This window comes from Asanoa ishikariensis, assembly GCF_900107455.1.
GTDB lineage: Bacteria > Actinomycetota > Actinomycetes > Mycobacteriales > Micromonosporaceae > Asanoa > Asanoa ishikariensis.
In genome coordinates this window covers 226,724-247,863 of the sequence record NZ_FNQB01000002.1, presented here as the reverse complement: position 1 = coordinate 247,863, position 21,140 = coordinate 226,724, and the positions used below count along the sequence as shown (strand labels likewise).

Genomic DNA, 21,140 nt, shown 5'->3' with positions numbered 1-21,140 from the left:
GATGGAACTCGCCTGGTACGCGGCCCTCGGGCTGGTCTTCGCCGGTTACCTGGTGCTCGGCGGCTACGACTACGGCGTCGGGCTGTTGCTGTCCGGCATCCGGGGCGACGCGCAGCGGCGGGCCGCGCTCACGGCGGTTGGCCCGTTCTTCCTCGGCAACGAGGTCTGGCTGGTCGCGTCCCTCGGCATCCTGTTCGGCGCGTTCCCTCGGCTGGAGGGTGAGCTGCTGTCCGGCTACTACCCGGCGGTGGTCGCGGCGCTGGTCGGCGTGCTCCTGGTGACCGTCGGCGTGCAGCTACGCGGCCGCCCGGCAGAGCCGGCGTCCCGGGCGCGGTGGGACCGGGTGGTGGTGGCCGGCAGCGCACTCGCCGCCCTCGGCTGGGGTGCGGTGCTCGGCGGGCTGCTCCAGGGACTGCCGCTGGACGCCTCCGGGCACGTCGCCGGCATCGGCCATCTCGCGACCCCGTTCGTCGCCGCGACCGCGATCACACTGGTGACCCTCGTCGCAGTGCAGGGCGCCACTTTCCTGTCGCTGCGGATGCCGGCGGGGCAGGCAACGGCCCGGGCCGACCTCGTGCGGCGGCTCGTGCCGGTCGCGCTCGGCGCCGTCGGGCTCGCCACGCTGCTCGGATCGCTGTCGGCGGAGGTCCGGGCGGCGGTGCACCCGCGCGTGCTCGTACCCCTGCTGCTCATGGCCTTTGCCCTGCTCGCGGCGCGTCTCCTGGCACCGCGTCGGGCAGGCTGGGCATTCGTCGCGAGCTCGGTGGCCCTGCTGGCACCGGTGCTGCTGGTCGGGATGGGTCGCTACCCGGCCGCGCTGGTGTCGACGGTCGACCCCGCGGCGACGCTGACCGTGGCCGAGGCAGCCGCCGCACCTGCGACGTTGCGGCTCCTCGCCTGGGTGGCGGTGCCGTTCGTTCCGGTGCTTATAGGCTTCCAGGCGATGTCCTGGTGGGTTTTCCGCGGGCGGATCGACGGCAAGGCCCCGGTCTACTGGTGAGCCGCCGCCGACCGTTCGACCCGCGACTGTTGCGACGGGTGCCTGCCACCCGGCGCCACTTCGCCGTGCTCGGATTGTGCGGTGTGGCGACCGCGGTCGTCGTCGTGCTCCAGGCCACCGCGTTGGCGGCGGTGCTCGCCGCGGCCGCCGGTGGCCAGCTCGACCGCACCGCGCTCGGTCTCTTCGTCGGCCTGGTCGCCGCCCGCGCCGGTCTCGCCTGGGCACAGGGGGCGGTCACCGCCTGGAGCGCCGCCGCGGTCAAGCAGGCGCTGCGGGTCGAGCTGCTCGGCTCGGTCACTCGCCGCGACCCGGCCTGGCTCGCCAGCCAGCGCGGTGGCTCGCTCGCGACGCTGGCCGGCCGTGGCCTCGACGGGCTGGACGCCTACTTCACCGGCTACCTGCCGCAACTCGTGCTCGGCGTCACGATCCCGATCGCCGTCCTCGCCCGGCTGGTGTTCGCCGACTGGACCTCGGCGTTGATCGTCGCGGTGACCATCCCGCTGATCCCGATCTTCGGCGCGCTGGTCGGCTGGCAGGCCCAGGTCGCCACCGAGCGACAGTGGCGGCGCCTGTCCCGGCTCGGCGGCCACTTCCTCGACATGCTCAGCGGGCTGCCCACGCTGCGCGCGTTCGGCCGGGCCCAGGCGCAGGTCGACGTGGTCCGCCGGATGGCCGACGCACACCGGGCGGCCACCATGCGGACGCTGCGCATCGCGTTCCTGTCCGCCCTGGTGCTGGAGCTGGTGGCGACCATCTCGGTGGCCCTGGTCGCGGTGCCGGTGGGGCTGCGGCTGCTGTCCGGCGGCATGACGCTGGAGGTCGCGCTCCTCGTGCTGCTGCTGACCCCGGAGGCGTACCTGCCGCTGCGCGCCGCCGGCAGCAAGTTCCACGCGAGCCTCGAAGGGCTGACCGCCCTGGACGAGGCGCTCTCCGCGCTTCCTCCCGAGCCGGCGCCGGTAGTGGGCACGGCGGTGGCGCGGCCCGGGCCGATCGTGTTGTCCGGCGTGACCGTCGAGTACGAGCGGACGACCGCTCTGCGCGACGTCACCTTGACCATCGCGCCGGGCGAGCGGGTGGCCATCGTCGGTCCGTCCGGCGCGGGCAAGAGCACGCTGCTCGGCCTGCTGCTCGGCTTCGTGCGCCCGACCACCGGCCAGGTGCTGGTGTCCGGCGTCGACCTGGCCGCCGCCGACCTCGACGCCTGGCGCCGGACCGTGGCCTGGGTGCCGCAACGCGCGCACCTGTTCGCGGGGACCGTGGCCGACAACGTCCGGCTCGGCGCACCGGCCGACGCCGACCTCGCCCGGGCGGCCGCCGCCGCGGCGCTCGACGAGGTGGTCGACGCGCTGCCCGAGGGCTGGCAGACCACGCTGGGCGAGCGGGGGTACGGGCTGTCGAGCGGCCAACGGCAGCGGATCGCGCTGGCCCGGGCGTTCCTGCGGGACCAGGCGTCGTTGGTGCTCCTCGACGAGCCGACCGCACGGCTCGACGCGGCGTCCGAGGCGGCCGTGGTCGAGGCGACGATCAACCTGCTCGCCGGGCGCACCGGCGTCTTCGTGGCGCACCGGCCGGCGCTGCTCGCGGTCGCCGACCGGGTGCTGCGGGTCGAGGACGGCGTGGTGACCGAGCTTCTACGCCCGGCGCCCGCCCTGCCGACCGGGGTCGGTGGTTGACGTGACCGCCGCCGAACGCGTCGTACTCCGCATCGCCCGGCCCTGGCTGAGCCGGCTGGTCGGTGCCGGGCTGCTGGCCGCGGGCACCGAGTTGGCCGGGCTGGCCCTGATGGCCACCGCCACCTGGCTGCTGATCACGGCCGCCGGACAACCACCGGTCGCCGCGCTGACCGTGGCGATCGTGGCGGTCCGGACGCTCGCGATCGCGCGCGGCGTGCTGCGCTACACCGAACGGCTGGCCGGCCACGACGCGGTTCTCCGGATCATCACCGAGGTCCGGGCCCGAATCTTCGCAACCCTGTCCAGCCGCCCCACGCGGGCCACCGACCGCTCCGGCGACGCGCTCAGCCGGCTGGTGTCCGATGTCGACGCGGTGCAGGACCTGCTGCTCCGGGTGCTCGTCCCGGGTGCCGCCGCCGGCCTGGTCGCGGCGCTGGCGGTGCTCGGCGCCGGGCTGCTCAGCCCGCCGGCCGCCCTGCCGCTGGCCGCCGGGCTGCTGCTCGCCGGTGTGCTCCTGCCGTGGCTGGCGTCGGCGCTGACGCGACGCACGGCCGCCGAGGTGGCGCCGCTGCGTGGCGCACTGGCCGTCGACGCGGTCGACCTGACCGCCGGCGCGGCCGACCTGGCCGCGTTCGGCGCGACCGACGCGGCGCTGGCCAAGGCCGCGGGGCGGGCCGCCGAGCTCGCCCGGCTGGAGCGGCGGCTGGCGTTGGTCGGCTGGGCCGTCGACGGGGCCGGGGTGCTGCTCGCCGGCGCCACCGCGGCCGCGGTGGTGCTCACCGCGCTGCACGCCGGCACGTCCGGAACGCTGGTTGGCGTGCTCGCCGTCGGCACCATCGCCGCGGTCGAGTCGGCCCTGGCGCTCGTCGGCGCCGCCCGCCAGCGGACCCAGCTCGGCACCGCCCTGTCCCGGGTCTCCGTTCTGCTGGCCGACCCGTCCCCTGACGCCGGCGTCGCGGCCGTCACCGGGACGCCCGGTCTCGACGCCGTGTCGGTCACCTACCGGTCCGGCGCGGCGCCCGCGCTGCGCGACGTCACGCTGCGGCTGCCGGCCGGGCGGCGGGTGGCCGTCGTCGGGCCGAGCGGTGCGGGCAAGAGCACGTTGCTGGCCGTGCTGGCCGGCGCGGTCCGGCCCGACAGCGGCACGGTGGTCGGTGCGGGTGACCCGCACCGGGTGGGCGGCCTGTTCGCGGACGCGCACGTGTTCCACGCCCCGGTGCGCGACAACCTGCTGCTCGCCCGGCCCGACGCGAGCGACGACGACCTCGCGGCGGCGGCCGCCGCCGCCGGCTTCCTCGACTGGGTCCAGAACCAGCCGGTCGGCTGGGAGACAGAGGTCGGCGAGGATGGCGGTCAGCTCTCCGGCGGCCAACGGCAGCGGCTCGCGCTGACCCGGGCGCTCCTGCTGCGCCCCGAGGTGCTGGTGCTCGACGAGCCGACCGAAGGGCTCGACCCCGGCGCCGCCGACGCGGTGCTGGCCGCCGTGCTCGCCGCCACCCCGGGCGCGATCGTCCTCGTCACCCATCGACTCAACGGGCTCGACGGCTTCGACGAGATCCTGGTGCTGGACGCCGGGCGGGTGGTGCAACGCGGTCGCCACGCGGACCTGGTCGCCCGGCCGGGCTGGTACCGGGACCAGTGGTCGACCCAGCAGGGCTACCTCGCGATCGCCACTTAGGGGCAACCACCGGAGGCGTTTCGGGGCGGCCTGGTGCGAGGGTGGGTGCCATGCAGTCCGGCTACGCCAACCTCGTCGACGAGCACATCCGGCGGCTCGACGGCGCCCTTTCCGGGCCACGCGGCCTCAAGCGGCGGATGCTGGCCGAGGCCCGCGACGGGCTCGACGACGCGGTGCGGGACCTGCGGGCGGCCGGCCAGCCGGCGGCCGCGGCGCAACGCCAGGCGATCGCCGAGTTCGGCGGGGTCGACGAGGTGGCGCCCGCGTTCCAGGCGGAGCTCGCCGCCTCGGCCGCTCGCGTGTTCGGGTTGCGCGTCATCGCCGTGTTCGCCGTGTCGGCCTTCTGCAGCGACCTGATGTGGCAGGGCGCGCCCTGGTCGGGCCCGCGGCCACCGGCGGCCTACCTCCTGCTGTCGGACAGTGTCGACTGGCTCGCTCGGGTCGCGATCGGCGTCGCCGTGCTCGGCAGCGTCGCACTGTGGTTGGCCACCCGCCGCGGCCACGCGGTGCCGGCCCGCCTGCTCCGCGGTGCGATGGCCGGCCTGGTCGCGGTGCTCACCCTGCTCGGGGCCGGCGCGCTGGCGCTGTTCGGCTGGTCCGCGGACATGTGGACCGGCGCGCTCACCTGGCCACCGATGATCGTCGGCGGCGTCGTGATGACGGTCGCGGCCGGCTGGATCGCCCGGGCGGCCGCGACGGCCGTCAGGTCGGTTCCGCGCCGAGGAATCGGCTGACCGTCGAGCTGAACTCGGTCCAACTGGCCCGCTCGCCGGCCAGCGCGCCGCGGCCCGAGCCGGTGAGCTCGTAGGTGCGGCGCTCGCGACCGTTGACCGTGCTCCAGGTGCTGTCGACGAAACCGGCCCGCTCCAGCCTGCGCAGCGCCGGATAGACGGTCCCGGTGGGCAGGTTGAGCGAGCCGCCGCTGCGGGCCTTGAGCGCCTCGATCACGGCGTAGCCGTGCAAGGGACCGCCCTCGAGCACCGAGAGCAGCAGCGCGTCGAGATGGCCGTGCAGCGCCTGCGCCTTCATAGGTAGGAAGGCTACTCGTAAGGACGCGGCGACGCCAGGATCACCACCCGGGGTGCGGGCGCCGGACCCGACGGGCGCACACTAAGGTGTTCGTGCGCGAAGTCACCATCGCACGCCCGAAACACACCACTCCCGGAGGTCAGCGTGGCGCGCCAGTCCAACCGGTCCAAGGCCAAGTCGCCGTCCCAGGACGAGCCAGCGGCCGAGGTCGAGGCGACCACCGCCGAAGGCGACGCGCCCGCGGCGCCCGAGCCGGCTGCGACGACCGAGCCGGTCGAGGCGATCGACGAGCCGATCGACACCGAAGACGCCGATGAGGCGGACGAAGCCGACGACGGCGTCGACCCCGAGGACCAGCGCGCATTCTGGGATGAGCTGCGGATCGACCCCGTCGAGATCGCGCTGCCCGCGGGCACCGGCTTCACGCTGCGCGCGTACCGGATGTCCACCGAGCTGACGCCGACCGACACGTCGGACCGCGAAGAGGACGACCTTTTCGCCGCGCGCGCCCGTCAGGACGAAGAGGAAGACGACGCCGACCTCTTCACCGACGAGGAGCTTGCCGAGCAGGCCGAGGCGGCCGGCAAGGAAGAGCGCCGCAAGGCCCGCGACGAGGACGACGACGCGGCCGACGAGGACGCGGACGAGACCGCCGAGGCCGACGCTGACGCCGAGGACGAGGCAGTCGAGGAGGAAGAGGAAGAAGAGGAGTCCGAAGAGGTCCCCGTCTTCCTCACCCACCGCGGCAAGCTCCTGCTGTTCCGCAGCGCCGAGGGCCTGGTCAGCTTCATCCGTTCCGGCGCGCCGCACGACCTCGCTCAGGTCGACAACTGGGCGACCCTGGCCGAACGGGTCGAGCCGGTCAACATCGCCCCGCTCGACGAGGACTCCTACGAGCTCGACCTCGTGGTGGAGAACCTGCGTGGCGGCCACGACAGTTGGGACCCGCCGCTCATCATCGAGGCCGGCGAGGTCGCGCGCGACCTGTCGTACGCGTTGCGCCTGCCCTCGGTACTCGACATGCTGTCACCTGGTAACAGCCTCGACGACCTCGACGAAGCACTGCGTGGCGTGGTCAACGGCGGAATCAGCGGCTTCATGGCACGCCGACGACTCCGGAAAATCGGGGCACAAACCGCAAGTTTGGGCTGGCGCACGATTATCGGCAAGATCTCTGCCGCTGTGGACTGGCGCGACTGACCCCTAACCAGGGACCATCAGTCCTTGGCACACGAGATGTGCCCGGGGAGGAGGACGACAACGTGGCGCTCGTGCGGGTGTACTGCGGTCTCGCATCGGCGGAATCGACGGGTCGGCCGGCTGTTGCCGGGACCGGCCTGACGGCTGCTGTTGTTGACGACGCCGGGCGGTTGCTCGACGTCTGCGAGATCACCGACGACCCGGCGGGTTACGCCCAGCTTGGCGCCTTGCTCGCCGAGCGGGCCAACGGCCCAGGCTCCGCCGCGATCGCCGCCGACAGCGACGACCACGAGGTGACTTCGCTGCTCAGCGCGGCCGGTCGCCCCCTGGCCATCGCCGACGACGACGCGGTCGACGACTTCGCCGAGCGGTTCGCCGACGACGAGTCGATAGAGGAGATGGAGTCCTCCGCGGCCGAGCGTCGCGCGGTCGGGCTGGCCCGTGCGCTGCAGGCGGGTGCCATCTTCGCCGTCGGCCTTCCGGTGTCCCGTGACCTCGTCCCCTACCGGCCGATCCTGGCCGCGCACTCCGCGCTCGCCGGCGGCCGGCACTCCGCCGCGGCGACCCTGCGGGAGGTGCTCCGCGAGCTTTATCCCGCCGCCCTGCGCGCCTATTCCGACCCGGCCGCGCCGCTGACCCTCGCGGTCCTCGACGCGCTGCCCGAGCCCGGCCTGGTCTCCGGCACCGCAGCCCGTGGCCGTGACCTGCCGCCGGCCGCCGAGGCCGTCGCCAAACGGCTGACCGCCGAGGGTGTCGGCGACGCGACGACCGTCGCCGAGGCGATCACCGCGCTGCGGGTCGCCATCGCCGAGACACCGCGCCGCGGCACCGTCAACAAGAGCCTCGCCAGCGCCTCCGCCGATGCCGTGCGGCAGGCCGTCGCCGCCGTGCGTTCGTGTGACGAAGGCTGCGCGGCGTTGGTGGCCACGCTGGCCGCCCGCACGACCCCGCTCACCGCTGTGCCGCGCCGGACGATGCGCCGTGCCGCGGTGGACGAGCCGAACGAGCCGGCCACGACGACACCCGCCGGGCTGCACGCGCTGCCGCTGCCGCTGCCCGAGCGCGGCACCACCGGCCGCCGGCATCGCCCGGAGCCCGCCGCGGCGACCACCACGCCGCGCGCGCTGACTACCCCGCCGGTCGCTCCCGCTCCCGTGGCGCCGCCGCCGACCGCACCGACTCCGCTGTCCACGACGGCCTCCGCGCCGTTCGCCGAGCCGTCGCAACCGGCCGAGCCGCAGCGCGCGGCCAGCCCGTCGCGGCCGCCGAACGCGCCGCGCCACCCGGCCTCTCCGCGCACCACGAGCCGCTCGGGCGAGCCACGCACACCGGCTCGTTCGGCCGAGTCCCGCAGTGCCGCCCGTTCGGCGGAGCCGCCCGCGGCGGCGCTCAACGCGCCCACGCCGGCCGGTGGCACTCCGATGCCCTCGCGCAACCCCGGCCATGCCTGGTCCACCGGCTTCGACGGCACCAGCCTCTACCAGCCCACCGGCGAAACCGCTTTGCCGCAGCTATCGGACCCGCCGACCCCGGCCACCTTCCAGCCGCCGGCGCCCATGCCGGCCGCGCCGTCGTCACCGGCCGCGCCGCACGTGCCGGCCGCGGCACGTTTGCGCACCGGGTCGACCGCGGCAGAGGGCTCGTCGGCCGCGTCCCGCTTCCCGAGCACGCCGCACCTGCCGTCGCCGGCCGCGCCGCTGTCGCCTGCCGCACCGCTGTCGCCGGCCGCGTCTCGCTTCCCCAGTGCCCCGCGCCTGCCCGGCACGCCGCACCTGCCGGAGACGCACCTGCCGCCGGCTCCGCACCTGCCGCCGGCTCCGCATCTGCCGGCCGCGCCGCTTTCGCCGGCCGCGACCAGGGTGCCGCTGCCCGGCCGTCCGGTGTCGGCCAGCCCGGTCAACAAGCCCATCTCCGCGCCGCCACCGCCGCCCGGCATGACGCCGATCCCGGCGCAGCGGCCCACCGTGCCGCCGGCCGAGGCCGGCGAGCCGTTCCGGGCGACGCTGACCAACGCGGCGATCAACTCGGCCCGCGCCGAGCGCAAGCGCCCGACCGTGATCCCGCCGCGGGCCAACGGCCGCCCGGCCGCCACACCGCCGCCTCCGCCCGAGCCGCCGGTCACCGGGTTCCAGGCCACCGACCTCAGCGTTCCGGTGCCCGCACCGCGCCCTGAGCCGGGCGCGCGGGCCAACTGGCCGCTCGTCGACAACACCACGGACGAGCGGGCCAACGGCTTCCCGGACCTGAGCGACCTGCCGCCGAGCGAGCTCGACCGGCCCACCTACTCGTCCATCGGCGACGACCGGGTGCCGCCGCCGTGGCTGGCCGACGACATGCCGCCGGAGCCGCCGATCCTGCGCTTGGTCGAGCCCCCGCCGCTGGCCGACCGCGCGCTGCGCGATGACAGCTCGCGAGAGAACCGGTCGCGCGGTCGCGACGACCGGCGCAACCGCGACGACTATGCCGCGCGCTACGAGACGCCTCCGTTGCGTCTGGTGGAGACCGCGACCGACACCGGGAGCCACCCGCAGCTCCCGATCGGCATCAGCGCACCGCCGGTCTCCAACGACGAGGGCGACGAAGGCCTGCTGATCTTCGCGGCGGCCCGGTCCGCGTGGTTCACCGGTCACCCCGACGAGAGCGAAGACCTCGCCTGGGCGTCGGTCGCCGACAACGGCTGGCGTGCGGCCGAGAAGGCCTCCTCGCCGTCGATCGGCCTCGAGACGCAGTCGGGCCTGCCGAAGCGGGTGCCGCAGGCCAACCTGGTGCCCGGCTCGCCGTTGCGCGACGAGCGGCCACTGCGGATCGTCCGGGACGCCGCCAGCATCGCGGCGCACACCACCGGCTACTTCCGTGGCTGGCGCCGCGGCCAGGAGATCGGCGGCTACGCGGTCGGCGGTCGCCCGGGTCGTGAGGCGGCCGGTGGCTGGGACTTCAGCCGTGACCACGGTGGACGCGACGAAAGCCAGGAGTACGAGTACCGGTCGGCCCGGTCGTGACTTCCCGACAGGGATGACTGTGATTTGACTGCGGGCCTATTGGCCCGGGAGCATACCCGCGTGGTATCTGGCGACGGGCGTCGCCGGCCTGTTGAAAGGCGGCACCAGATGGCGAAGCCGGCGATCGGCCGGACCCAGCTGACGCGGCGAGGAGTCCTCGTCGCCACCGCTGGGACCCTCTTGACCGCCGCCTGCGGATCCGACGAGACCAACAGTCCCGGCCCCACCACCAGAGGCTCCGAAGAGCTCATCATCGGCGCCAGCCTTGAGCTGACGGGCCCCGGCGCCGCGCACGGCGTGCTGCAGGAGCGGGCGCTGCGGATCACCGTCGACACGCTCAACGAAGAGGGCGTGCCGGTCGGCAACCTGCGCCGCAAGATCAAGATGATCTACCGCGACAACGGCAGCCGTCCCGAGACCGCCGAGCAGCAGGCGACCGAGCTCATCCAGAAAGAGGGCGTCCACGCGATGCTCGGCGGCGTGCTGGCCGAGACCTCGCTGGCGATGCTGACGGTGGCTCAGACCGAGCAGGTGCCGTTCATCTCCCTCGGGTCGGCCGACAACATCGTCACGCCGCTCACCGCCCGCACCTACATCTACAAACTGCAGCCCAACGCCAAAGACGTCGTCGAGATGATGAGCGACCTGCTCCTCGCCCGCAAGCACAACACGGTCGGCGTCATCTACTCCGGCGGCGAGTACGGCAAAACCGGCGTCGGTGCCCTGCGCAGCAAGCTCCGCAGCATCATCAAGGTGGAGTCCGAGCTTCCTAACACGGGCAGCAACTTCAGCTCGGCCGCCGAAAAGATCGTCGAGAAGAACCCGGAAGCCGTCATCATCTGGGCACAAGCGCCTGACTCCGGCGCGGCCCTGGCGGCCCTCCGCGGTGCGAGCTACGGCGGACAGATCATCTTCGACCCGGGCGGCGTCGCCGACGACACGCTTGCCGACAAAGACAAGCAGGCCCAGGCCTCGGGTGCGCTGGCTGTGCACCCCGCGTCCCTGGCCGGCACGTCACTGACCGACACGACGATGGCTGACCTCGACCGGCGCGACTTCATCTACCGCTACATCCAGAAGCACGGCGCGTTCCGCGGCTTCGCGCCCTACAGCTCCGACGCGGTGCGTCTGCTCGCCAACGCCGCCCGGCTGGGCCGAAGCGTCGACCGCGGTCGCATCCGGGTCTACCTGGAGAACCTCACCGCCGAGGGCATCGCCGGCTCGTACGAGTTCACGCCGATTGCGCACGGCGGCATGGCGGCCGACTCGCTGGCCGTCTTCGAGGTCACCAGCGGCGCCTGGATCCGCATCAGCTGATCCTCCCGACCGACGCTAGAAAGCCCCACCGCCGAAGCGGTGGGGCTTTCTGCTGCTGTGGGTGGGTGCGGGACCGGCCCGATCAGGCCGGGGCGACCGCGCGGGACCGGCGCATGCTGAGCACGTACTCGACCAGGCTGATCAGAACGTGCTTGGTCGAGTCACGGTTGCGGGCGTCGCAGGCCACGACCGGGACGTCGCTGGAGATCGCCAAGGCGTCGCGAACGTCCTGGGGGTCGTGGTACTGCACCCCGTCGAAGCAGTTGATGGCCACCAGGTACGGCAGCCGGCGATGCTCGAAGAAGTCGATCGCCGCGAAGCAGTCGGCTAGTCGGCGTGTGTCGACCAGCACGATCGCCCCGATCGCACCTCGCACCAGCTCGTCCCACATGAACCAGAACCGCGTCTGGCCAGGTGTTCCGAACAGATAGAGGATCAGGTCACGGTCGATCGTGATCCGGCCGAAGTCCATGGCGACGGTCGTCGTCTTGCCCGGCACCTGCCGGGTGTCGTCGACGCCGACGCCGGCCGAGGTCATGATTGCCTCGGTCGTCAGCGGCGTGATCTCCGACACCGACCCGACCAGCGTGGTCTTGCCGACGCCGAACCCGCCGGCGATGACAATCTTCGCCGACGTCACACGGCCAGCGCTCGGGCGGTGCGTCACGTCAGAGCCTGCGAAGTCCACTCAGCACCCTCTCCAGCAGTTCAGTGCCCACCGCATCGTTCGTGTCTTCCAGTGAGGTCGGTTCGTAGACCGCGACGAGTCCGTCGGCGGCCATGTCGGCGATCAGGACCCGGGCAACACCCAATGGGAGCTGCATCCGAGCCGCGATCTCCGCGAGCGACTGCAACCGGCCGTCGCACAACGCGGCGATGTATTGGTGCTCGCGGCCTCCCCCACCCTTGGTGGAGTTGGCGGTTCGGCCGCGGACCGTTGTTTCGACGAGAGCCTCGAGGGCGATCTCTAGCCTCGGCCTGGTGCGTCCGCGGGTGACGGCGTACGGCCGTACCAGCGCGCCGGTTGGCTCATCCCGGTCGGTCATCGCCATTCACCCCCTTCGCATCCGTGCCGCAGGCCCGATCGTTCGGAGCCTGTCGGATCTGTGTGTTGTTGTCGTGCACCGTTCCGTTGCCGGAACGACTAGCCGAGCATTCCCGCGGCGGTGCGAGGCGCCGGGGTCAGTGCGTCACCGACCCGGTCGACCAGCAACGCCATCTCGTAGCCGACCTGACCGACGTCGCAACTGCGAGCGGCCAGAACCGCGAACGAGGAGCCGTCGGAGATCGACATCAGGAAGAGGAACCCGTTGTCCATCTCGACCACGTTCTGCAGCACCGCACCGCCTTCGAAGCAGCGCGCCGCGCCCTGGGTCAAGCTGACCAGGCCGGACGAGATCGCGGCCAACTGGTCGGCCCGGTCGCGCGGAAGATCCCGCGACGAGGCGAGGAGCAGACCGTCGGCGGAAACCGCGATCGCGTGTGCGACACCCGGCACGCGGTCGGCGAAGTTGGCGAGCAGCCACCCGAGATCTTGCGTGGTTGTCATCGTTCGTGCTCCTTCTGACCGCTCCCGGCACCCGGACCGTGGCCAGCTTGGGAGGGCTGCCCGGCCGGAGTCGTATCCGAAGTTTCGTCCTTGGGCTGGGTGCGACCGCGCTGCACACCTCGGTGGTATGCCGAGAGCAGCCCGCGAACAGCTTCCGGCGAGCGCTGCTTGACCGAGGTGGCCGACTTGTCGACCCCGCCCGGCACAAGCTGCGCCATCGGAACCCGCTTGGGCAGGCCGGCCGTCGTGGTTTCGTTCACTTCCATCTCCGAGATGGCGGAAGCTGCCCGCCATCCGTCGTCGGCAGCCGTCTGCCACGACTCCTGCTGCTCCGGCCTACGGGCAGCACCGTTGCCGTTGCCGTTGCCGTTGGTGGCGTCGGAGAGGCCGTTGGAGCGCGGCTGCTGCGGCGTAGGCCCGCTCGGGCTCGGAGTCGACGGACGGGTCGGCAGGCCGCTGCCTGCCGCACCGGCGAGGGGGCTGCCCCCGGCCGGAGCCATCCGCGACTGCGGCGAGCTGGTGAGCCGCTGGGTGGCCTCGACGGTGGCGAACTGCTGCGTAGGTGCCGCAGTGGCGCCGCTGCCCATCCGGGCATCGGCGGTCGCCGGCGCCGCAGTGGCTGCGGGGGCAGCTTCCGCGGTGCTCGGAGTCGAGGCTGTCAGCGAACTCTCTTCCGCCGCGGCCCGACGGGTGCGGAACCACGCCGACTCGAGCTCACGGAAGATCGGCAGTTCCATCGTCTCGTCGGCGAACCGGGCCTTGTTGGCGGCCGGGATGATCGGCGGGACGGCGGGCTGCTGCGGAGCCGCCGCCGGGCGCTCGACCCGGGGCAACTCGGCGGTCATGTCGACGGCGGCCGCGAGGTGGTCGACGGCCGGCTGCGGCTCGGCCGCGACCGGCGGCCAGGCCGGCGGCGCCTGACCACCCGACGGCATGCCCGCGAAGCCACTGCCTCCGGCAAACGCCGTCGGCTGCGGTGTCGCAGCGGGCGACGGATAAGCCGCCGGCGGCTGGGCGAACGGGACGCTCGGGCTCTCCGGCTGACCGGTCGGACGCCCCGGCAGGCCGCTGGACCGACCAGGGACGACCGGGCTGTCCGGCATGGCGATCGGCGGGCCGGCCGGCGCGCTCGGCGGCAGCGTCGGGCCACCCTGCTCCCAGGGCTCGGGCTGGCGCGGTGCGCCCGCCGGCCCGGGAGACGACGGGGGCACGGAGATGACCGGCGGCACCGAGATCATCGGCGGGGCCGAGAACACCGGAGACGTGCCGCCGTTGTCGCGCGGCGTCTGGCGCGGGATAGCGGGCGACTGCGGACCCGCGGTCACCTCACCCTCCATCGCCCAGCCGTCGGTCGCACGGCGATTCGGCAGCGACTCGTCGCGCGGGCCGCCGAACGGGTCGTTGGGACGCCCGCCCTGCGGACCGGCACCGGTGAGGTCGGACCAGGCCGGCATCGCGCCGGGGCGGCCGTTGCCATTGCCGTTGCCGTTGGCTCCGTTGAAACCGTTGGACGGCGCGTCGCCGGGGCGGCCACCGAACGCGCTGGCGAGACCGCCACTCGCGCCGGCGAGCTCCCGGTCGGACCGCGTCATCGGCCCGCTCTCCAGCGCCAGCGGCGCCGGGAACGGCGAACGCGCGGGCTGCTGCGGCTGCGGCTGCGCGGCAGGGTGCTGCGGTGGCAGCTCGTACCCACCACGGCCCGTCAGTCCACGAGGCACGAGCACCGAGGTGGGCAGGGCGACGTCCGCGACAGTGCCGCGGTCGGAAGCCGGACGCAGCTCGACCTTGACGCCGTGCCGCGCGGCCAGCCGCGCGACCACGACCAGACCCATCATCCGGGAGACCGCCACGTCCACCATGGGAGGTGTGGCGAGCCGCTCGTTGAGGTCGTTGAGCTGGTCGGCGGTGATGCCGATGCCGCGGTCCTCGACATAGAGCACGGAGTGCTCGCCGATCCGCCGGGCCTCGACCATGACACTCGAGTCGGGCGGGGAGAACGCGGTCGCGTTGTCGAACAGCTCGGCGACCAGGTGGACGAGGTCGTTGACCGCGTGCGCGGCGACCTCGATGTCCCGGTCGATGACGCCGAACTCGATCCGGGTGTAGTGCTCGACCTCGGACTGCGCGGCGCGCAGCACGTCGATCAGGGCGGCCGGCTCACGCTGAATACGCGTCGAGTCGGCGCCGGCCAGCACCAGGAGGTTTTCGTCGTTGCGGCGCATCCGGGTGGCCAGGTGGTCGAGCTGGAACAGCTCGGCCAGGCGGTCCGGGTCTTCCTCACCGCGCTCGAGCCGGTCCAGGTGACCGATCAGCCGGTCGACCAGGATCTGCGAACGGCGGGCGAGGTTGACGAACATCGTCGCGACGGAGGCACGCAGGGCGGCCTGCTCGGCCGCGGTGCGGACGGCTTCCAGGTGGACCGCGTTGAACGCCTCGGTCACCTGGCCGAACTCGTCCTTGCTCCGGACCGGCAGCGGCTCGGCGATCTGGTTGGCCAACTGGGCCGGTGACATCTGGGTGGACAGCGCCGGGTCACGTAGTCGGGCCACCGCCTGCGGCAGGCCGTATTGCGCGACCGCGAGGGCGCCGTGCCGCAGCTCGCGCAGCGACCGCGCCATGGACCGGGCGACCAACCACGCGAAGAGGATGGCCAGCAGCAGCATGGCGAGCAGCAGGCCGGTCTCGATGAGGACCTGACGCTGCACGTCGTCGCGCAGGGTCGTGGCGGTGTCGACCACGGTGTTGTCCAGGCGGCGCTCGACGCTGCGGATCAACCGGCTGTGACCCAGCAGCGCGCTGTCCCACGGGTCAATCTTGAACGGCGCCTGACTGAGATCGCCGCTCTCGGGCATGACGCCGGTGATCCAGCCCGCGAACGCGGTCGACGACCGCAGGTCCGAGCCGGCCACGGTCTGGTTGTACTGCTCTTCCTCGGTCACCGTCGCGACCGAGATGAACGTCTCGGCGGCCTGTAGCTGGCCGGTCTGCGAGGCGATGAACTCTTTCTTGAGGTTCTGGTTCATGCTGCCGGCGCTGTAGGCCTGCAACACGACGAGGCGCTCCTGCGAGAGGAACTCCTTCTGCCGTGCGACGGCCGCGACCGCACGCATCCGCTCACTCAGCGAGGTGTTGGCGGCCAGCTGAGCGGCGCCGTCGCGGAGGTTGAGCAGGTTGTCGACAAGGGCGTTGTAGGCCCGGGCCGCGTCCGTGAACGCGAACTTGTTGCTCGTCACCTGGCTGCGCACGCCCGGCAGGCCCTGGAGACCGTCGTCGATCTGCGCGAGCGTGGTGTTGAAGTTGGTCGGCAGGTCGTTGAGCGAGGCGCGCTGCGTCGAGTAGCTGTTGACCACTCGGTCGACCGCCTGCTGCGAGCTCTCGAACGCCGTCTTGTACTTGGTGATGGCGCCCTTGCCCTCGGCACCGAGCAGCATCGCCGCCGCGGCCCGCTCGTTCTGCAGATTCTGGACGAGGTCCCCAGACGCCTCCACCACTACGGCGAGGTCACGTGCCTGGTCCGCGTTCTCCGACGTGTCGATGTGGTCGATCAAGCCGTTGGTGCCAACCACGATCGTCGCCAGGGTCGGGACGATCATGATGAGGCCGAGCTTCGACCAGATCGGCAGATCACGAAGCCGGCTGGTGGGCCGGCGGAGACGCGACATGAAGGAATTCGCCGTCTTCGGCCGCTTGCTCACGTCACCGCCCTCCGGTTCGGCGCCGCAGGAAATTGCGCACGGGCACCGCCGATCGGCCGACCCGGGCGGGTCGGACCCCCGGCATTCCATCACGTCCGCCGGGGAAAGAGAAAGCCCACCCTGTCCGTGATCGCCGTACTGATGCGATGTTCAGTCCGTTTGTCAGCAACGCGTTCACCCCGCGTCACCCTAGGTGAGCGTCGATCTCCGACCGTCCGTACTTCTTCCGGTGCACGGGCGCCAGTTCGACGGCGGCGCAATGCCCCTTATAGGGGAAGCGCACGGTGGATTAGTACGAAGGGACGATGAGAAAAAGCCGTTAAGTCTGGATTGGACTTCCGAAACGCCCGAATACGCACGTGGCGAAGACGGCCGTCACGCCAATTTGGCGTACGCGGGCTTGATCACCTCATTGATGATGCTGAGCCGTTCGTCGAACGGAATGAAGGCACTCTTCATCGCGTTGATGGTGAACCACTGCAGCTCGCTCCAGCCGTAACCGAACGCGTCGACCAGCAGCGCCATCTCGCGCGACATGGACGTGCCGCTCATCAGCCGGTTGTCGGTGTTGACAGTGACCCGGAAGCGCAGGTCGCGGAGCAACCCGATGGGGTGCTGCGCGATCGACGGCGCCGCGCCGGTCTGCACGTTGGACGACGGACACAGCTCCAGCGGGATCCGCTTGTCGCGCACATAGGCGGACAGCCGGCCGAGCACCGGATCCCCACCGGGGGTGATGTCGTCGACCAGGCGCACGCCGTGCCCCAGCCGGTCGGCACCGCACCACTGGATCGCCTGCCAGATCGACGGCAACCCGAACGCCTCGCCGGCGTGGATGGTGAAGTGGAAGTTCTCCCGCTGGAGGTATTCGAACGCGTCGAGGTGCCGGGTGGGCGGGAAGCCCGCCTCGGCGCCGGCGATGTCGAAGCCGACCACCCCGGTGTCGCGGTAGCGAACGGCGAGCTCGGCGATCTCCTGCGACCGCGCGGCGTGCCGCATCGCGGTGAGCAGCGTGCCCACCCGGATCTGCTGGCCCTTGGCCGCCGCCTGCTCGGTGCCGGCGGCGAAACCGGCGAGCACCGCCTCGACCACCCCGTCGAGCGTCAGACCGCGCTCGAGATGCTGTTCGGGCGCGAACCGGACCTCGGCGTAGACCACACCGTCGGCGGCCAGGTCGAGCGCGCACTCGGCGGCGACCCGGTGCAACGACGCGGCGGTCTGCATCACGGCGACCGTGTGGTCGAACGTCTCCAGGTAACGTTCGAGCGATCCGGAGTCGGCCGACTCGACGAACCACCGGCCGAGCTCCCCGGGATCGGTGGTCGGCAGGGTGTGGTCGACCTCGGCGGCCAGCTCCACGATCGTCGCCGGGCGCAGCCCGCCGTCGAGGTGGTCGTGCAGCAGCGCCTTGGGGGCCTTGACAATCTCTTCCATGCCGATTGGGACCATGGAAAGACTTTAGTGGCTGAGGATGGATGAACCGCGACGTTGTGGCCTACCTGCGTTGCCCGGTGTGCCGCGAACCACTGCACGTGCGGGAGCGGACGCTGCGCTGCCCACGGGGGCACAGCTTCGACCTGGCGCGGCAGGGGTACGCGGACCTGAGCGCCGGCCGCTCACCGCACACCGGTGACACGCCGGAGATGGTCGCCGCGCGCGACGCGTTCCTCGCGAGCGGGCACTACGCGTTCGTCTCAGCCGCGCTCGCCGAGGCGGCCGGCGGGGCCGCCGGGATCGCCGTGGACGTCGGCGGGGGCACCGGGCAGCATCTGAAGACCGTCCTCGACGCCAACCCCGCCCTGCACGGTCTGGTGCTGGACGCGTCGAAGCCGGCGCTGCGCCGGGCGGCCCGGGTGCACGAGCGGGCGGGGGCCGTCCGCACCGACGCCTGGGGCCGGCTGCCGCTGGCCGACCACGACACCGCCGTGCTGCTGGACGTGTTCGCGCCGCGCAACGGCGCGGAGTTCCATCGGGTCCTGCGGCCGGACGGCCGGCTGCTGGTGGTCACGCCGGAGCCGGACCACCTGGCCGAGCTCGTCACCGCGCTCGGCCTGCTGAGCGTCGACCCGGCCAAGGAGGAGCGGCTGGCGGCCAGCCTGGACGCGCATTTCACGCTGACCCGGCGACGCTCGCTGCGCTCGACCCTGCGGCTGGACCGGGACGAGGTCGCCACGGTGGTGGGCATGGGACCGAGTGCCTGGCACCGGGACGCGGCCACGATCGACCTTCCGACCCCGGTCGACGTGACCGCCGCGATCAGACTGGACGAGTGGACACCTAGGTAGAGAGATCTACTTCTTCCCAGCCGCCCGGTGGGTCGTGGTACGGGCCGCGGAAGACCACCGCCCACTCCAGTGCCCAGCGCCGCTGCCCGATCGCGTTGGCGTCGATCACGCCGGGCAGGTCGATCCCGCGGCGCTCCGCCTCCAGATAGCTCCAGTCGAGGCAGTAGTAGAAGTCGAGCATCGCGGCGGCCTCGGCGGCGTCCCGGGGCGCGGCCAGGATCCGCGAGCGCCATGCCCGGAATGTCTCGCCTTCCGGTAGGTGCGGCAACGCATCCATCAGCCGCTCGTCGGTCGGCGCCGTCGGATCCAGGTGCTTGCTCATCCCGAGCAGCCAGGCGAGCGCGAAAATCGCGTCGTGGTGCAGCACGAACGACCGGCGGTCACCGCGTTCGGCCACCACGAACTGCCATTCCGGGGGCGTGACCAGCTCGACCAGGTGTGAGGTGAGCAGCCAGCTCATCGCCGCCTGGGGCGGCATGCCGAAGCAGCGAGCCAGCACGAGGTGCAGGATCGCGGTGCGCGCCTCGATGTCACCGGTGTGCCGCAACTCGACCTCGTCGCCGGGTTCCCACACCAACGGGAAGCCGGCCGGCGGCGTCGGCAGCCGGAGTCGGCGCAGCTCATCGACGCTGGCGGCCCTGATGGGTCGAGGGTCGGGAGCAGACACGGACACGGCGTTCGTTCCTCTGGCGTCGGTGATCCCCCTGGCCAGCGAGGATAGCCGTTCCGGGCGCCCAGCGGAATGTCAGGCGAGACGATCGATCACCAGCGGCACCGGCGCCGGCGCTTCAGCCGAGATCGACACCGCCCCGGCGGCGGCCGAGAGCGCCGCCTCGAACCGGCTCGGATCGTCGGCGCGCAGCTCGTAGAGCGGCTCACCGGCGCGCACCGGATCGCCCGGGCGGCGGTGCAGCAGCACGCCCGCCGCGGCGGAGACCGGGTCTTCCTTGCGCGCCCGTCCGGCACCGAGCCGCCAGGCCGCGATGCCGATCGCGTACGCGTCGACCGAGGAGACGAAACCGTCGGACTCGGCGGTGACCGTGTGCGTCTCGCGCGCGGTCGGCAGGGCCGCGTCGGGATCCCCGCCCTGCGCCCGGATCATCGACCGCCAAGCGTCCATCGCGCGGCCGTCGGCGAGCGCCGCGGCCGGGTCGGCGTCCGGCCGGCCCGCCGCGTCGAGCATCTCGCGGGCAAGCGCCAGGGTCAGCTCGACCACGTCGGACGGACCGCCGCCGGCCAGCACCTCGACCGATTCGGTGACCTCGACGGCGTTGCCTACGGCGAGACCGAGCGGGGTGGACATGTCGGTGAGCAGCGCGACCGTGCGCACCCCGTGGGCGGTGCCCAGGTCGACCATCGTGCGGGCCAGTTCGCGCGCATCGTCGAGGGACTTCATGAAGGCGCCCGAGCCGACCTTGACGTCGAGCACCAGCGCGCCGGTGCCCTCGGCGATCTTCTTGCTCATGATGGAGCTGGCGATCAGCGGGATGGCCTCGACCGTGCCGGTGACGTCGCGCAGCGCGTACAGCTTGCGGTCCGCGGGTGCGAGGCCGTCGCCGGCCGCGCAGATCACCGCGCCGACGTCGCGTAGCTGCGCGATGAACTCGGCGTTGTCGAGGCTGGCCCGCCAGCCGGGGATCGACTCCAGCTTGTCGAGGGTGCCGCCGGTGTGCCCGAGGCCGCGGCCGGAGAGCTGCGGCACGGCGACGCCGCAGGCGGCGACCAACGGGGTGAGCGGCAGCGTGATCTTGTCGCCGACACCGCCGGTGCTGTGCTTGTCCGCCGTCGGGCGGTCAACCGCGGAGAGGTCGAGCCGCTCGCCGCTGGCGATCATCGCGGCGGTCCACCGGGCGATCTCGGCAGGCGTCATGCCGCGCAACAGGATGGCCATCGCGAGCGCCGACATCTGCTCGTCGGCGACCACGCCCTTGGTGTAGGCGTCGACCACCCAGTCGATCGCGGCGTCGGAGAGCACCCCGCCGTCGCGCTTGGTCCGGATAACGTCGACCGCGGCGAAGGTCATGCCTCCCACCGCTTCCCGATCTCGGAGGGCGGCTCGCCCTCGCCGGCCCACCAGGTGTCGCCGGCCTCGTCGACGACCACGATGCGGGCCGTACGCGCGCGGGCCCACGCGATGCCGTCGCGGGCGGCGGACCAGGTCGGGGCTTCTTCGAGGATGCCCTTCTCCTCGCCCTCGCCGGCCGACCGCTCCCAGTAGCCGGTCCAGACCAGCGTGCCGCCGGCGCTGTCGGTGTGCACGAAGACGGTGCCCCGGCCGCGCCACCGGGCCAGCCGCTCAGGGACCTCGGGGATCACGCCGCGGCCACGGTCGAGGTTGGCCGGGCCGAACGCGTGCGGCAGCAGGTCGCCGACCCGCAAGGGCTCGGGCAGGGCCTCGACGAGGCAGTCCGGACCGCCGTGCTCGAAGAGGAGCTGGCGACAGCGGCCGCAGGGCATCAGGGGCTGGCCCGCGCCGTCGACGCACGAGACCGCGACCAGCCGGCCCCCACCGGAGGCGTGCAGGGCCGAGACCATGCCGCACTCGGCGCACAGGGTCACCCCGTAGGACGCGTTCTCCACGTTGCAGCCGACCACGATCCGGCCGTCGTCGACGAGACCCGCGACGCCGACCGGAAAGTCCGAGTACGGCGCGTACGCGTTGCCCATCACCTCGACGGCGGCGGCTCGCAGCACCACCCAGTCGATCTCCATGAG

17 protein-coding genes are annotated in these 21,140 nt (G+C 72.7%); 8 read left to right on the top strand and 9 right to left on the bottom strand.

Annotated elements, in window-relative coordinates:
• Position 1 precedes the first annotated feature (1 nt).
• Genes BLV39_RS15450 through BLV39_RS15435 form a run of 4 tightly spaced genes read left to right on the top strand, consistent with a single transcriptional unit; the run spans position 2 to position 5,085 of the window.
• Positions 2-1,000, top strand: a complete 999-nt coding sequence (locus tag BLV39_RS15450; protein ID WP_090792146.1) for a cytochrome d ubiquinol oxidase subunit II — start codon at positions 2-4, stop codon at positions 998-1,000.
• Positions 997-2,673, top strand: a complete 1,677-nt coding sequence (gene cydD / locus BLV39_RS15445) for a thiol reductant ABC exporter subunit CydD (RefSeq protein ID WP_239083626.1) — start codon at positions 997-999, stop codon at positions 2,671-2,673. Before BLV39_RS15450 ends, cydD begins: the two co-directional genes overlap by 4 nt.
• 1 nt (position 2,674) lies before the next feature.
• Positions 2,675-4,351, top strand: a complete 1,677-nt coding sequence (gene cydC / locus BLV39_RS15440; protein ID WP_239083627.1) for a thiol reductant ABC exporter subunit CydC — start codon at positions 2,675-2,677, stop codon at positions 4,349-4,351.
• Positions 4,352-4,401: 50 nt separating this feature from the next.
• Positions 4,402-5,085, top strand: a complete 684-nt coding sequence (locus BLV39_RS15435; RefSeq protein ID WP_090792138.1) for a permease prefix domain 1-containing protein — start codon at positions 4,402-4,404, stop codon at positions 5,083-5,085.
• On the opposite strand, the gene BLV39_RS15430 is transcribed toward BLV39_RS15435, so the two are convergent.
• Positions 5,054-5,380, bottom strand: a complete 327-nt coding sequence (locus BLV39_RS15430; RefSeq protein WP_090792135.1) for a PadR family transcriptional regulator — start codon at positions 5,378-5,380, stop codon at positions 5,054-5,056. The two genes, BLV39_RS15435 and BLV39_RS15430, sit on opposite strands and share 32 nt — an antisense overlap.
• A gap of 144 nt (positions 5,381-5,524) precedes the next feature.
• Between BLV39_RS15430 and BLV39_RS15425 the strand changes: the two genes are divergently transcribed.
• The 3 genes from BLV39_RS15425 to BLV39_RS15415 all read left to right on the top strand — a co-directional run bounded on the left by BLV39_RS15425 (position 5,525) and on the right by BLV39_RS15415 (position 10,896).
• Complete coding sequence (locus BLV39_RS15425) at positions 5,525-6,580, top strand: DNA primase (protein WP_239083628.1); 1,056 nt, start codon at positions 5,525-5,527, stop codon at positions 6,578-6,580.
• A 62-nt stretch (positions 6,581-6,642) separates the two neighbouring features.
• The gene (locus BLV39_RS44985) at positions 6,643-9,579 is read left to right on the top strand and encodes a transposase (protein ID WP_143049772.1); all 2,937 of its coding nucleotides are present in this window, start codon (positions 6,643-6,645) and stop codon (positions 9,577-9,579) included.
• A 108-nt stretch (positions 9,580-9,687) separates the two neighbouring features.
• Positions 9,688-10,896: an ABC transporter substrate-binding protein gene (locus BLV39_RS15415; protein ID WP_090792128.1), complete on the top strand. Its 1,209-nt coding sequence runs from the start codon at positions 9,688-9,690 to the stop codon at positions 10,894-10,896.
• A gap of 82 nt (positions 10,897-10,978) precedes the next feature.
• Here BLV39_RS15415 and BLV39_RS15410 read toward each other — a convergent pair whose 3' ends face one another.
• The 5 genes from BLV39_RS15410 to BLV39_RS15390 all read right to left on the bottom strand — a co-directional run bounded on the left by BLV39_RS15410 (position 10,979) and on the right by BLV39_RS15390 (position 17,589).
• Positions 10,979-11,584: a GTP-binding protein gene (locus BLV39_RS15410; RefSeq protein WP_176984933.1), complete on the bottom strand. Its 606-nt coding sequence runs from the start codon at positions 11,582-11,584 to the stop codon at positions 10,979-10,981.
• On the bottom strand, positions 11,565-11,942 hold the full coding sequence (locus BLV39_RS15405; RefSeq protein ID WP_089247557.1) for a DUF742 domain-containing protein: 378 nt from the start codon (positions 11,940-11,942) through the stop codon (positions 11,565-11,567). Before BLV39_RS15405 ends, BLV39_RS15410 begins: the two co-directional genes overlap by 20 nt.
• Before the next feature lie 98 nt (positions 11,943-12,040).
• Entirely contained in the window at positions 12,041-12,445 is a 405-nt protein-coding gene (locus BLV39_RS15400) for a roadblock/LC7 domain-containing protein (RefSeq protein ID WP_089247307.1), read from the bottom strand.
• Positions 12,442-16,140: a sensor histidine kinase gene (locus BLV39_RS15395; protein WP_090792122.1), complete on the bottom strand. Its 3,699-nt coding sequence runs from the start codon at positions 16,138-16,140 to the stop codon at positions 12,442-12,444. The genes BLV39_RS15400 and BLV39_RS15395 overlap by 4 nt, the downstream gene beginning before the upstream one ends.
• Positions 16,141-16,515: 375 nt before the next feature.
• Positions 16,516-17,589, bottom strand: coding sequence for an adenosine deaminase (locus tag BLV39_RS15390; RefSeq protein ID WP_090792120.1), 1,074 nt, complete (start codon positions 17,587-17,589; stop codon positions 16,516-16,518).
• Positions 17,590-17,615: 26 nt separating this feature from the next.
• Between BLV39_RS15390 and BLV39_RS15385 the strand changes: the two genes are divergently transcribed.
• Positions 17,616-18,425 (top strand): putative RNA methyltransferase, encoded by an 810-nt coding sequence (locus tag BLV39_RS15385; protein WP_090792117.1) that lies wholly within the window; start codon positions 17,616-17,618, stop codon positions 18,423-18,425.
• Here the strand turns inward: BLV39_RS15385 and BLV39_RS15380 are convergent.
• The 3 genes from BLV39_RS15380 to BLV39_RS15370 form a co-directional block, all read right to left on the bottom strand.
• On the bottom strand, positions 18,418-19,098 hold the full coding sequence (locus BLV39_RS15380) for a DUF4272 domain-containing protein (protein WP_089247315.1): 681 nt from the start codon (positions 19,096-19,098) through the stop codon (positions 18,418-18,420). The two genes, BLV39_RS15385 and BLV39_RS15380, sit on opposite strands and share 8 nt — an antisense overlap.
• Positions 19,099-19,170: 72 nt before the next feature.
• Entirely contained in the window at positions 19,171-20,448 is a 1,278-nt protein-coding gene (locus BLV39_RS15375; protein ID WP_090792114.1) for a thymidine phosphorylase, read from the bottom strand.
• Positions 20,445-21,137, bottom strand: a complete 693-nt coding sequence (locus BLV39_RS15370) for a cytidine deaminase (RefSeq protein WP_090792112.1) — start codon at positions 21,135-21,137, stop codon at positions 20,445-20,447. The genes BLV39_RS15375 and BLV39_RS15370 overlap by 4 nt, the downstream gene beginning before the upstream one ends.
• Positions 21,138-21,140 lie beyond the last annotated feature (3 nt).